Raw genomic sequence first — 12,800 nt, forward strand, 5'->3', positions numbered from 1 at the left:
GAATCAAAGAATCTCTCATGATCTTGCATCGAATCGGCGCAGCCTGGCTGGCGGCCGCTCTCACCGCAACGGCTGCGCCCGTTTGCGAAGCGCAATACTCCACCGACTGGATTGCGAACACCTACGGCACCAACGCGACGCACGTGGGCAACGTGGCCCGCTCGATGTGGGTCGCGCCCGAAGGCGTCATCTACACGTCGTCGATGTGGGATGAAAACGAAGGCGGCGTGGCGATTTACCAGAACGGCCAGAGCCTCGGCTCGATCGGCGGGCACGGCGACTTCCAGGGCGGCGCGATCACGGGCAACGCGACTTCGCTGTTCGTCGCGATGCAGTACAACACCACGTATGGCAGCGGCAACGTCGGGCGCTACAACCGCACGAGCGGCGCGCGCGACCTGCTGATCCCCGTGAGCGCCGATACGACCGAAAAGCTCGCCGATGTCGTCACCGGACTCGCGACCTCGGGCTCGCTGCTCTACGTGAGCGATTGCCCCGGCAACCGCGTGCGTGTGTACACCACGGACGGAGCCTGGCAACGCGATATCAGCGTGGCGGGCCCGGGCGCGCTGACGCTCGACGCGAGCGGCAACCTCTGGGTCGCGCAGAAGAGCGCGGGCGCCGTGCTCGAGTTCGGCGCCGGCGGTCAGCTCCTGAACACCATCCAGCTGGCGTCCACGGCGCGGCCGTCGTCGCTGTATTTCGATGCGCAGACCTCGCAGTTGATGATCGGCGAGTCGGGTCCCGACATGAACATCAAGACCTTCAGCGTCGCGGGCACGCCGTCTCAAACCGGCACGTTCGGCGTGCTGGGCGGCTATCTCGACACGACCACGGGCATCAAGGGCCAGGTGGGCGACAAGCGCTTTACGCGCGTGGTCGGCATCGGCAAGGATTCCGCGGGCACGCTGTACGTGCTGAACAATCCGTGGGGCGGCTCGTGGGACCTCGGCCGCAACGGCGGCACCGATCTGCAGGCTTACGACGGCACCAGCACGCTGCGCTGGAAGCTCCAGTCGCTCAACTTCGAAGGCAATGCGGCGCCGGATCCGGGCACCGATGGCGCGCTGTTCTACGGCGGCATGAATATCTATTCGGGCACGGCTGGCGGCACCTTTGTGGCCAACACCATCGACCCGATCACGTATCCGTCCGATCCGCGCATCAATCTCGCCGACGCCGGTCGCGGCAACCATTTCGCGCAGGTGGCGAGCGTGAGCGGCAAGCGCATTCTCGTGGCGGCCGGCCAGAACCCCGATACGTTCTACTTCTTCCACTTCAACGCGGCGAGCGGCTATATCGCCATTCCGGATTACACGCTGCCGGGGGCGGCGTTCAGTACGACGGCCCCGGTGCGCAACGGCTTTTGTCTCGATAGCAAGGGCGACCTGTGGGTCGGCCTCGACAAGACCAACGTCATTTCCCACTACCCGCTGACCGGCTTCGACTCGACCGGCAAGCCGACCTGGGGCGCCGCGATCACCACGCCGATTCCCGCCACGATCTCGCGGCTCACCCGCATCGTCTATCTGCCCGAAAGCGACACGATGATCCTCACGGGCGAGGACGCCAGCATCACCGACTGGACGGCGGTCGGCACGCGCGTCGAGGTGTATCACGGCTGGCTCGCCGGCAATACGAGCGCGCCGAATCCGGTGATCACGCTCACGAGTGCGAATCCCAAATCGATTGCGGCCGCCGGAAACTATCTGTTCGTGGGCTACGTGCACACCGTGCCGAACATCGATGCGTTCAACCTCACCACGGGCGCGCTCGACACGACGCTCATCAACAGCAACCCGAACGCGGTGTACGTGGGCAACGACGTGGATTCGATGTATGGCCTGCGTGCGTATTTGCGCTCGACGGGCGAGTATGTCGTGACGAAGGATAACTACAACGCTTCGAGCGCGGTGGTGTACCGGTGGACGCCGGCGGCGGCGAGTACGACCACAGCGAATGCGACGGTGTCGCCGTTCAGTGCGAAGTGACGAAAAAGACAAAGGGCGCAACGGCTAAAACCGTTGCGCCCTTTTTGCGTTTCATCCGCCTGTGGCGGAAACCGCTTTAGCTAGCCGCCACCGTAACCGGCTTCTTCGTCTTGGCCGAGTTCTTGATCTCTTCGAGCTTGATCTCGACGTGACGCGAGAACACGTATTCAGCCGGACGTGCGCCTTCGAGCGGGATGTCCTTCGCAAACGCGCCAGTCGTGCGCGGGCCCGAGAGGGCGATGCGCGCGGCCTTGAGCGGATGTGCAACCGTGTCCATCACGGCGGTGGCCTCGAAGCCGCAGTGGACCATGCAGTCCGCGCACTTCTCGTACTTGCCCGTGCCGTACTTGTCCCAGTCGGTCGTTTCCATCAGTTCCTTGAAGGTCTTCACGTAACCTTCGCCGACCAGATAGCACGGCTTTTGCCAGCCGAACACCGTACGCGCCGGGTTGCCCCACGGCGTGCACTGGTAGCTCTGGTTGCCGGCCAGGAAGTCGAGGAACAGGCTCGACTGGCTGAACGACCACTTCTTGCCGTTGTTGCCGCGCTTGAAGATTTCGCGGAACAGGTTCTTGGTCTTGTCGCGGTTCAGGAAGTGCTGCTGGTCCGGGGCGCGCTCATACGCATAGCCCGGCGACACCGTGATGCCGTCCACGCCGATCTCGCCGACCGTGTCGAAGAACTTCGCCACGCGCTCGGGCACGGCGTCGTTGAACAGCGTGCAGTTGATGTTCACGCGGAAGCCGCGGCGCTTGGCTTCCTTGATCGCCGCGACGGCCTTGTCGTACACGCCTTCCTGCGAGACCGAGTGGTCGTGCGCTTCGCGGTCGCCGTCAAGGTGCACCGACCAGACGAAGTACGGATTCGGCTGGTAGTCGTCCATCTTCTTTTCCATGAGCAGCGCGTTCGTGCAGAGATACACGAACTTCTTGCGCGCCATGATGCCCTTCACGATCTGCGGCATTTCCTTGTGCAGGAGCGGCTCGCCGCCTGCGATGGAAACGACCGGCGCGCCGCACTCATCGACGGCTTCGAGGCATTCTTCCAGCGACAGGCGCTGGTTCAGAATGGGATCCGGATAGTCGATCTTGCCGCAGCCATTGCAGGCGAGATTGCAGCGGAACAACGGCTCGAGCATGAGCGCGAGCGGGTAGCGCTTGTTGCCGCTGAAATGCTGGCGGAAGATGTACGAGCCAACGCGGACTTTTTGTAGCAGCGGAATAGACAAAGCGTGTCCTCCTTAAACTTCGCGCGCGACGAGCGGTTGCAAGAGCTTCGACGGCAGCTTGAATTCGACTTTTTCTTCGCGGCCCGCCATCGTCGACACCTCGACAGGCCCCAACGCGCGCAGCGCGTCAATGACGTTCTCAACCATTTCTTCGGGCGCCGACGCGCCGGCCGTGATGCCGACCGTCTGCACATTGGCGAACCATTCGGCTTTCACTTCCGAGCCATCGGCGACGAGGTAGCTCGGCACCCCCGTTTCGCTGCCGATCTCGCGCAGACGATTCGAGTTCGAGCTGTTCGTCGCGCCAACGACGAGCAGAACGTCCACCTGATCAGACAGTTCGCGCACCGCTGCCTGGCGGTTCTGCGTCGCGTAGCAGATGTCGCGCGTGTCCGGGCCGACGATGTCGGAGAACCGAGCGAGCAGCGCGTCGATGATGCCGCGCGTGTCGTCCACCGAAAGGGTGGTTTGCGTCACGTACGCGAGCGGCGCATCGAGCGGCAGATCGAGCTTCGAAACATCGGCTTCGCTCTGCACGAGCAGCACGGTGCCGGGAATCTGGCCGATCGTGCCTTCCACTTCAGGGTGGCCGGCGTGCCCGATCAGGATCAGCGTGCGGCCCGCCGCGACGTACTGGCGGCCCTGCACATGAACCTTCGTGACGAGCGGGCAGGTGGCGTCGAGCACGTCGAGGTCGCGTTCCTCGGCGGCGCGTTCCACGGTCTTGGCCACGCCGTGGGCGCTGAAAATCGCCACGGCGCCTTCCGGCACTTCATCGAGCTCTTCCACGAAACGCGCGCCCTTGTTGCGCAGGTTTTCGACCACGTGACGGTTGTGGACGATTTCATGGCGCACGTAGACCGGCGCGCCGTGTTTCTGCAGTGCGCGATCGACGATTTCGATAGCGCGGACAACCCCCGCGCAAAAGCCGCGGGGTTGGGCAAGGATCACTCGCATAGGGTGGCGAACTCCGACTGCCGCAAAAGGCGAGCAAGTCGGTAAAAATGACCTGATCGCCGACGGCTGTCTATTATTAAAGATGCAAAAATCCGCCAAAGGGGTGACGGAGTAAAAACCAGACGCGCATTTTAACCCCTTCGCCTTTCGTTTGCTGTGTGGAACACGCGCAGGTGCGGCGTGCACGCGACGCCGGACCCCGGTCAGCCACTCATTTTTCTCAAAAAGCCCGCCGCGTGGCGCTCCCACGGCCTGTGAAAAACGCGTCGCGCACGCGGCGCAGGAGGGCGTCTGGAACCACCGCTCCGTCGTTGCGCGGTGCAACATACCCCGGGAACCCTTAAAATATCGCGTCCCGCGGGTCGCCTGGATGGCGTCCGGGGATACGACCCCATTCTGGACGCCTTGATGGAACCCGACCACTACGACGATTTTCCGGTAGCGCGCGTACTGCTGCCGAAGGCGCTGCGCGCGCCTGTCGGCGTGATCTACCACGTCGCGCGCACGCTCGACGACATCGCGGACGAAGGCGACTGGAGCCCCGGGCAACGCCACACGCGCCTCGCCGACTTTCGCGAAGGCCTGAACGCCGTGGCCGAAGGCCGGCCCGCGCGCGTGCACCCCATGCTGTTCGCGCAGCTCGCGGACGTGGTGCGCGAGTGCCGCCTGCCGCTCGCGCCGTTTTACGACCTCGTCGCGGCGTTCGATCAGGATATCGACACGACGCGCTATGCCGACCGCTTCGAGCTGCTGGACTTTTGCCGGCGCTCGGCGAACCCGGTCGGCCATCTGATGCTGCATCTGATCCACGCGGCGACGCCCGAGAATCTGGCCGATTCCGACGCGATCTGCACCGCTTTGCAGCTCGTCAGCTTCTTGCAGGACGTGAGCGCCGACTGGGCGCGCGGCCGCATTTACCTGCCGCTCGCCGACCGCGAACGCTTTGGCGTGACCGAAGCGCAGATCGCCGCGGGCAGGGTGGACGACGCCTGGCGCGCGCTGATGGCGCACGAGGTGGCGCGTGCGCGGGCGCTCATGGTGAGTGGTGCGCCGCTCGCGCTGCGCGTGCCGGGGCGCTTCGGCCTCGAGCTCTGCAGCGTCGTGCATGGCGGACTGCGCGTGCTCGAAATCATCGAGCGCGGCGGCTACGATGTGTTCCGCGCGCGGCCTGCGCTGCGCGCACCCGACTGGGCCGTGGTGCTCCTGCGCACGGCGGCCATGTGGCTGTCGCGCCGCGTGGGTGTGCGCGCCTCTTCGATCGAGAGTAACAACGCATGACTACGACCATTCTGTTTGCCGTCTCCTGTCTCTCGCTGCTGATCTGGCTCGTGCTGCTGTTCGGGCGCGGCGGTTTCTGGCGCGCGCGTCCGGCCGAGCCGCTGCCGATCGTCGAACCCGCGGCCGGCTGGCCTGCCGCGTGCGCCGTGGTGCCGGCGCGCAACGAGGCCGACGCGATCGGCGAGGCCGTGACCTCGCTGCTCCAGCAGGACTACGGCGGCGAGTTTCACGTGATCGTGATCGACGACCACAGCACCGACGGCACTGCGGAAGCCGCGCGCGCCGCCGCGCTCGCGCTGCAGTGCCCGGAAAAGCTCAGTGTGATTACAGCCAAGCCGCTGCCGGCGGGCTGGTCGGGCAAGGTGTGGGCGCAGTCGCAGGGCATCGAGGCGGTGCGCACGCTCAAGCTGGCCGCCGACTATCTGCTCCTCACCGACGCCGACATCGGCCATCCGCCCGAAGCGCTCGCGCAGCTCGTCGTGCGCGCCCAGGCCGAAGGCCGCGACCTCGTGTCGCTGATGGTGCGGTTGCGCTGCGATTCCTTCTGGGAAAAGGCGCTGATCCCGGCGTTCGTGTTCTTCTTCGCGAAGCTCTATCCGTTCTCGTGGGTCAACAACCCGAAGAACCGCACGGCGGCCGCGGCCGGCGGCTGCATGCTGGTGCGCCGCCAGGCGCTCGAAGAGGCGGGCGGCATCGAGTCGATCCGCGCCGAGCTGATCGACGACTGCAGCCTGGCCGCGCGCATCAAGCATCGCGGCGAAGGGCATCATCCGATCCGGCTCGACGTCGCCGCGAAGAGCGTGTCGCTGCGCCCGTACGATTCGTGGAAGGACATCTGGAACATGATCGCGCGCACGGCGTTCACACAGCTGCACTACTCGGCGTGGCAGCTCGCGGGCACGCTGCTCGGCATGACGATCATCTATCTCGCGCCGCCCGTGGTCGCGCTCGTGCTCGGGCCGCACGGCTGGCCCGCGTGGCTCGCCTGGGCGCTGATGTGCTGCGCCTACTCGCCCATGCTCGCCTACTACCGGCGTTCGCCGCTGTGGGCGCCGTTCCTGCCGCTCGTCGCGCTGTTCTACGTGGGCGCGACGTTCGCTTCGGCATGGCGCTTCTGGCGCGGCAAGGGCGGTCAGTGGAAGGCGCGCGTGCAGGCGCCGGTGCAGGGGCGTTGAAGCGCTTCGTGCGAGAAGCAGCCAATGAAAAAAGCCGTCGGTTTCGACGGCTTTTTTGTTTTGACGGTGTCCGCTCGCGCGTCAGCGTTGCGTGAGCAGCATGTACATCTGCACGACGATGTCGGGCGAGAACGTGAACGGCACCCAGCCGTGGCCCGTGTGGCGCAGCACCAGCAGGCGGTCGCCGTTCGACTGTTTCTGCACGGCCATCATCGGATTCTTCGTCGACGCGAAACGCCAGCCTTGCGGAATGCCGGGCGGCGGTTCGGGCTGCATCGAGGCGCGCGCGTTCGACAGCTCCTCGATCATCTGGCCGACTTGCAGCGCGTTGAGCGTCACCGTCTGGCCGCCGATCGTCAGCGTGATTTCGTTTTGCGAGGGGCGCGCCACGTGCAGTTCGGGCTGCGCAGGCGCAGCGTGGGTCGCCTCGGCAGCGGGTTCGATGGCTTCGGCAGTGTCGGTCACGGTTGCATTGGCGGCTTCAACGGGTTCTGCGGCGGCATCGACAGCTTCCGCGGCCGTCTCGACGGCAACGGTTTGCGGCTGCTCAGCGACGGCTTGCTCCGCTTCGCTGCTTGCAACGGGAGTGTCCTGCTGGGGAACTGCGGCGGCGCGTTCATCGGCGCGCGGTGTGTGCGCGGCGGCGGCGGCCTGAAGGAGCTGATCGACGCCCGCTTCGAGCACGCCAATCTGGTCTTGAAGATTCATGCGAGCTTCTCAGGTAAGACCGGGGATTTTACCCGCAGCCCGCGTGCATTGCCCTTCAGGCGTTGTACGCATGTTGCAAGAAAAGTTGTAACAGTTTCCTCAGCTTGCCTCATCGGGCGTTCAGATAGCCGGCCTCGCGGAACCACGCGAGCGCGTCTTTCAGGCCCTCGCGATACGGCCGCGCGCGATAACCCAGCTCGCGTTCCGCCTTCGCCGACGTGAAATACATCTTGTTTTTCGACATCTTGAGCGCATCGACGGTCACGAACGGCTCGCGCTTCGTGAAGCGCGCCACGGCTTCCGCGCCCATCGCAAGCGGATAGAGCGGCCAGCGCGGCAACGCGATCGTGGGCGGCTTGCGGCCCACCATGCCAGCGATGTCGGTGAGCATCTGCTGCAGCGGCAGATTCTCGCCGCCGAGGATGTAGCGCTCGCCGATGCGTCCGCGTTCCAGTGCGAGGAAGTGGCCGTTCGCCACGTCGTCCACGTGCGCGAGGTTCAGGCCGGTGTCGACGAACGCGGGAATCTTGCCGGTGGCCGCTTCCACGATGATGCGGCCCGTGGGCGTGGGCTTCACGTCGCGCGGCCCGATCGGAGTGGACGGATTGACGATCACGGCGGGCAGGCCGTCGCGCTCGATCATGCGTTCCACGGCGCGCTCGGAAAGCACCTTGCTGCGCTTGTACACGCCGATGGCCTGCTCGGGCGTGAGCGGCGAGGTTTCGTCGGCGGACTTGCCCGAACTCGTGACCTTGAGCGTGGCCACGCTGCTCGTGTAGACGATGCGCTCCACGCCCGCGTCGAGTGCCGCGCGCATGGTGGCTTCGGCGCCTTCGAGATTGGCGCGCTCGATCTCGTGCGGATCGGGCGCCCACAGGCGGTAGTCGGCGGCCACGTGGAACAGGTAGCGCACGCCGTCGAGCGCACGGCGCATCGAGGCGGCGTCGCGCATGTCGCCAGTGACGATCTCGGCGTCGAGCGCTTCGAGGTTCTTGCGCGGGCTCGTCGCGCGCACCAGCAGGCGCACGGCATAGCCCTTTTCCTGCGCGATGCGGGCGACGGCGGAGCCGACGAAGCCGGACGCGCCGGTGATCAGCACGAGATCGCGGTTGGCTCGGGAGGTGTCGGTCATTGCAGGGTCGTTTCCATGTTCGGTATTGGCGCGGCGGCGTGGCACGGATTGTACGTGGCGCGGGCCCGGCGCGTGCGCGCGTTGGCGTCTACAATGCCGACCGTAAAGCCTGCATGGAGAAACGAACAATGAGCGAACCGGATCTGGATACGCGCCTCGAAACGTACTACGTGCGCGTGCACGGGACGGTGCAGGGCGTGGGTTTTCGTCACGCGACGGTGCGCCAGGCGCACGCGCTGCGCATTCGCGGCTACGTCGCGAACATGGAGGACGGCTCGGTCGAAGCCGTGATCCAGGGCACGGCGAACCAGGTGGACCGCATGCTGTCGTGGCTGCGTCACGGGCCGCCCGCCGCGCGCGTCAGTTCGGTGGAAAGCGAGGAACGTCTGACCGAAAAGCGTTACGAGCGCTTCGAGCAGCATTGAGCATCGCCCGATAAAAAAAGCGGTGCGCCAGGCATGTGGCGCACCGCTTTTTCGTTTCGGACGCCGCTTACTTCACGGCCAGCAGGCTCTCCGCGAATCCCCAGTCCTTTTCGACCCACTGACGCGTGCATTCGAAGCCCGCGTCGGCGGCGATCGCCGGGATTTCGTCGGCGTGGTACTTGTGGCTGCTCTCGGTCCAGATCGTCTCGCCTGTGCCGATCTCGACCGTGAGATTCGCCGAGCGCACCTCGGCGTGCACGTCGCGCTTCGCGCGCAGATGCATCTCGATGCTGCGCACGTCCGGATTGAAGCGCGCGACGTGCTCGAAGTCGTGCAGGTCGAAGTCGGCGTCCAGCTCGCGGTTGATGCGCGACAACAGGTTCAGGTTGAACGCGGCCGTGGCGCCGATGGCGTCATCGTAGGCGGCGATCAGCGTGTCCACGGGTTTCACGAGGTCGGTGCCGAGCAGCAGCGTGTCGCCGGGGCGCAGCATCGCGCGGATGTCACGCAGGAAGCGCGTGGCCGCGAGGCGCGCGAAGTTGCCGATCGTGCTGCCGAGAAAGAGCACGAGCAGTTGCTCGCCCTCTTTGCGCTGGCGGCTCACTTCGGAAAGTCCGGCGAGATAGTCGCGCTCGTAGCCGACGATCGAAATGCGCTCGATGTCGGCCAGCTCGCGCCGGCACAGCTGCAGCGCGGTGCGCGAGATCTCGATCGGGCAGTACGACGTGGGGCGCTTGCGGCAGAGCGCTTCGAGAATGCGGCGCGTCTTGCGGCCGCTGCCGCTGCCGAGTTCGGCGACTTTCACGTCGGAGGGCAGCGCCTCGACGATTTCGGACGCGTAGCGCGTGAGCAGACGCTCCTCGCTGCGCGTGACGCCATATTCGGGCAGCACGGTGATGACCTCGAAGAGGGCCGAGCCGACTTCGTCATACAAATATTTCGACGGCAGTTCCTTTTGCGGCGAGCGCGTCAACCCGGCGCGCACTTCAGCGGCGAATGTGCTGGCGGCGGGCGAAAGGGCGAATGCACCGGCGGGGTCGGCAACGGCGGGGCGGGGCGCAGAAGATGGCATGCGGGCTCCAGGGGGCGTTGGACGTTGGGGACGGCGTCGTGAATCGCGGCGGCGGGCGTTGGCGTGGCGCTCCGGGATAAGGCGGGCGCGGCTTCAGCGGCCCCGGTGAAATCTCGCTCGTCGAAGCGAATTCCAGCCGCGAATTCCAGCCGCGAATTGCAGCCGGCTAAGGCGACGGCGGGCTGGCGTGGCGAGACTTACGTTCTAGTCCATCGTGGCGTGATCTGCCGGACAAAATCGCTGGGCCTCCACCAGGGCGCAAGGCGCGCACGGCGTGTGCCCGCCTTGTCCGGCATGGGTTTGCGCCGCCTGCGGCCGCCCAAACGCGACTAGAATGCGGTCTCGCCGACGCTTTCGCCGGCCCGCGCCTTATTCAATAGCCAATTCAAATGACAACCTTTTTACCCGCGCGTGCGAAATCTACGCACCGCGCCGTTCGCGATCCCGCTTTTAGCGCTTTCTGTCACCGCGGCTCCCGATGAACCAGTACGAACCCGGGCGCGGCATTGCGCTTTCCGTGGGCGCTTCGGCGCTGTTCGCGCTGATGTCGGCCTATACGCTCCTGCTCGCGCCGCTCGGCGGCCTCGATATTTTTGCCTGGCGCGTGATCTGGACCGCGCCTGGTGCGCTGGCCCTGCTGGTGCTGCGCAAGCGCGCGCCGCAATTGCGCGCGCTCGTCGCGCGCATGGTGAAGGAGCCGCGCACCGCGCTCGCCCTGGTGGCCAGCGCCGCGCTGCTGGGCTCGCAGTTGTGGGTGTTTCTGTGGGCGCCGCTGCACGGGCGCATGCTGGAGGTGTCGCTCGGCTATTTCCTGCTGCCGCTCATCATGGTGCTGGTGGGGCGCTTTTACTATCACGAGCGCCTCGAGCCGCTGCAATGGCTCGCCGTGGCGTGCGCCGCCGTCGGCGTGGCGCATGAGTTGTGGGCGACGCACGCGTTCTCGTGGCCCACGCTGCTCGTCGCGTTCGGCTATCCGCCGTACTTCGTGCTGCGCCGCAAGATTCACGCGGATTCGCTCGTCACCTTCGCCGTGGAGATGCTGCTGCTCGTGCCGGTGGCGGTGATCGAAGTGCGCGCGGGCGGCTCGCTCGCGCTGCTCGACGCGCACAAGTACCTCGCCTTCGTGCTGCTGCCCGGACTCGGCGTGCTCAGCACCGTCGCGCTCGCGTCGTACCTGAAGGCGAGCCGGCTGCTGCCGATGGCGCTTTTCGGCATCCTGGGTTATGTCGAGCCGGTGCTGCTCGTGATCGTTTCGGTCACGCTGCTCGGCGAGCACCTCGGCATGCGCCAGCTCGGGACTTATGTGCCAATCTGGCTCGCCGTCGCGCTCACGGCCGTGCACGCGGCACGGCTCATCCGGTTCGAACGCTGAGGACCTTGCAACGGCCGCTTACTGCCGCGCTTCCTGAGCGCGCGGCGGATTGATACGCGTCGGTCCCACCTTCGCCTCGATTGCCGCACGCAGCGCAGGGCGCCAGCCGAGGCTGAACAGCGCTTCGGCGAGCACGAAGAGCGGGCCGATCATGAGGCCGATGAGATCGTCGACGAAGGCCGGCTTGCGATGCTCCCAGGCGATGTGCCCGACGAACTGAAAGATCCAGCCGACCACGAACAGTCCCACGCCGCCACCCAGCCACGCGGCGGTGCCTTGCTGCGCGAGCCAGGCGCCGAAGGCCACGCACGCGACGGAGACGACCGCCAGCATGAGGCCGAGCGGCACGTCCAGCACGAGGTAATAGAGCGTCGCGGCGCCGAACAGGAGCCACGCGGGCGAGACGGGAACCGGCAGCCCGAGCGCGATCATCGGGCGCGAAAGCAGCGCCGCAAGCGCGAGCACGATGAGCGGAATGCCGACGATATGGGTGCCGATGTTGCGCGCGTCGCGGTGATAGGCCGCGTACTGGGTGAGTTGCTCGGTCAGGTTTCTCATGGGTGTCTCTCTGTCTCCAAAATCATTATGATCGTCGGGCTGACGAGCGCAAACCTTCGGCTAGCCGACAATTGCGCCGCTTTGTGACTCGCCTGGCCCCGCTCACCCTGTCCCGATGCCTTCACGTTCCGTCCCGCCAGTCACCGCCAGTTCGCCGTCCGCCGCCGCGCTCGAGCGCAGCGCATGGTTTCGCGGCGCGCCCGAACCGTTGCGCGACGCGCTGCGCGCGGCGGGGCGCGTGCGCACGCTGCAGGCGGGCGAGCGCATTTTCATGCGCGGCGACGCCGACGACGGTCTCTACTGCGTGCTGGAGGGCGCGGTGCGCGTAGGGGCGGCGAGCGTCGCGGGCCGCGAGGCGCTGCTCGCCGTGGTCGGGCCGGCGCACTGGTTCGGCGAGATCACGCTTTTCGACGGCGGCGCGCGCACGCACGACGCCTACGCCGAGCGCGACTCCACGCTTTTTCACGTGCCGCGCGCGGCGCTCGTGGCGCTGCTCGAGGCAACGCCGGCGTACTGGCACGCGTTTGGACTGCTGCTCGCGCAAAAACTGCGTCTCGCGTTCGATGCGATCGAGGAAACCGCGCTGCTGGGCGCTTCCGCGCGCGTGGCGCGCCGGTTGCTGCTGCTCTCGAACGAGTACGGCGAGGCGGCCGGCACGCAAGGCGGGCAGCGCGCGCGCCGCGTGATCAACGTGCCGCAGGAGGATCGCGCGCTGATGCTCGCGCTCTCGCGCCAAACGGTGAACCAGATCCTGCGCCAGTTCGAGCGCGAGGGGTGGCTCGCGTTGCGCTACGGCGAAATCGAGATCGTCGATGCCGCGGGTCTGCCGTCGAACGCGCAATGACGCTAATGCTTCGGCATCCATGCACGTCCATATCGATACATGTTGACGAATTACGTCAAC

The 12,800-nt window shown here is 66.2% G+C and carries 12 protein-coding genes; 6 read left to right on the forward strand and 6 right to left on the reverse strand.

The features are described from left to right. Positions 1 to 17 precede the first annotated feature (17 nt). Complete coding sequence (locus tag AB4Y44_RS06385) at positions 18 to 1,991, forward strand: SMP-30/gluconolactonase/LRE family protein (RefSeq protein WP_368699006.1); 1,974 nt, start codon at positions 18 to 20, stop codon at positions 1,989 to 1,991. A 76-nt stretch (positions 1,992 to 2,067) separates the two neighbouring features. On the opposite strand, the gene hpnH is transcribed toward AB4Y44_RS06385, so the two are convergent. Together hpnH and ispH are read right to left on the reverse strand one after the other, a co-directional pair. Beyond that, positions 2,068 to 3,219 carry an adenosyl-hopene transferase HpnH gene (gene hpnH, locus AB4Y44_RS06390; protein ID WP_028202781.1) on the reverse strand — a complete coding sequence of 384 codons (1,152 nt, stop codon included), beginning with the start codon at positions 3,217 to 3,219 and terminating at the stop codon, positions 2,068 to 2,070. 12 nt (positions 3,220 to 3,231) lie between these two features. After that, positions 3,232 to 4,176, reverse strand: a complete 945-nt coding sequence (ispH, locus tag AB4Y44_RS06395) for a 4-hydroxy-3-methylbut-2-enyl diphosphate reductase (protein ID WP_028202780.1) — start codon at positions 4,174 to 4,176, stop codon at positions 3,232 to 3,234. 408 nt (positions 4,177 to 4,584) lie between these two features. Between ispH and hpnC the strand changes: the two genes are divergently transcribed. Next, positions 4,585 to 5,454, forward strand: a complete 870-nt coding sequence (gene hpnC, locus AB4Y44_RS06400; protein WP_342919120.1) for a squalene synthase HpnC — start codon at positions 4,585 to 4,587, stop codon at positions 5,452 to 5,454. Continuing rightward, positions 5,451 to 6,629: a glycosyltransferase gene (locus AB4Y44_RS06405; protein WP_342919119.1), complete on the forward strand. Its 1,179-nt coding sequence runs from the start codon at positions 5,451 to 5,453 to the stop codon at positions 6,627 to 6,629. Before hpnC ends, AB4Y44_RS06405 begins: the two co-directional genes overlap by 4 nt. Before the next feature lie 81 nt (positions 6,630 to 6,710). Here the strand turns inward: AB4Y44_RS06405 and AB4Y44_RS06410 are convergent, their stop codons facing one another. Together AB4Y44_RS06410 and hpnA are read right to left on the reverse strand one after the other, a co-directional pair. Continuing rightward, a complete protein-coding gene (locus AB4Y44_RS06410) occupies positions 6,711 to 7,337 on the reverse strand; it encodes a hypothetical protein (protein WP_342919118.1) in 627 nt (208 codons plus the stop codon). A gap of 109 nt (positions 7,338 to 7,446) precedes the next feature. Continuing rightward, entirely contained in the window at positions 7,447 to 8,469 is a 1,023-nt protein-coding gene (gene hpnA, locus AB4Y44_RS06415) for a hopanoid-associated sugar epimerase (protein ID WP_368699007.1), read from the reverse strand. A 128-nt stretch (positions 8,470 to 8,597) separates the two neighbouring features. Here hpnA and AB4Y44_RS06420 point away from each other — a divergent pair, with 128 nt between their 5' ends. Next, the gene (locus AB4Y44_RS06420; RefSeq protein ID WP_069261571.1) at positions 8,598 to 8,894 is read left to right on the forward strand and encodes an acylphosphatase; all 297 of its coding nucleotides are present in this window, start codon (positions 8,598 to 8,600) and stop codon (positions 8,892 to 8,894) included. A 67-nt stretch (positions 8,895 to 8,961) separates the two neighbouring features. Here AB4Y44_RS06420 and egtD read toward each other — a convergent pair whose 3' ends face one another. Further along, positions 8,962 to 9,966 (reverse strand): L-histidine N(alpha)-methyltransferase, encoded by a 1,005-nt coding sequence (gene egtD / locus AB4Y44_RS06425; RefSeq protein WP_342919116.1) that lies wholly within the window; start codon positions 9,964 to 9,966, stop codon positions 8,962 to 8,964. A gap of 478 nt (positions 9,967 to 10,444) precedes the next feature. Here egtD and rarD point away from each other — a divergent pair, with 478 nt between their 5' ends. After that, positions 10,445 to 11,338 carry an EamA family transporter RarD gene (gene rarD / locus AB4Y44_RS06430; RefSeq protein WP_368699008.1) on the forward strand — a complete coding sequence of 298 codons (894 nt, stop codon included), beginning with the start codon at positions 10,445 to 10,447 and terminating at the stop codon, positions 11,336 to 11,338. An 18-nt stretch (positions 11,339 to 11,356) separates the two neighbouring features. Here the strand turns inward: rarD and AB4Y44_RS06435 are convergent, their stop codons facing one another. Then, positions 11,357 to 11,896, reverse strand: coding sequence for an Mpo1-like protein (locus AB4Y44_RS06435; protein WP_342919114.1), 540 nt, complete (start codon positions 11,894 to 11,896; stop codon positions 11,357 to 11,359). Between the two features lie 115 nt (positions 11,897 to 12,011). Here AB4Y44_RS06435 and AB4Y44_RS06440 point away from each other — a divergent pair, with 115 nt between their 5' ends. Further along, complete coding sequence (locus tag AB4Y44_RS06440; protein WP_368699009.1) at positions 12,012 to 12,740, forward strand: Crp/Fnr family transcriptional regulator; 729 nt, start codon at positions 12,012 to 12,014, stop codon at positions 12,738 to 12,740. Positions 12,741 to 12,800: the final 60 nt, after the last annotated feature.

Source organism: Paraburkholderia sp. BR10937, assembly GCF_040965695.1.
Lineage (GTDB): Bacteria > Pseudomonadota > Gammaproteobacteria > Burkholderiales > Burkholderiaceae > Paraburkholderia.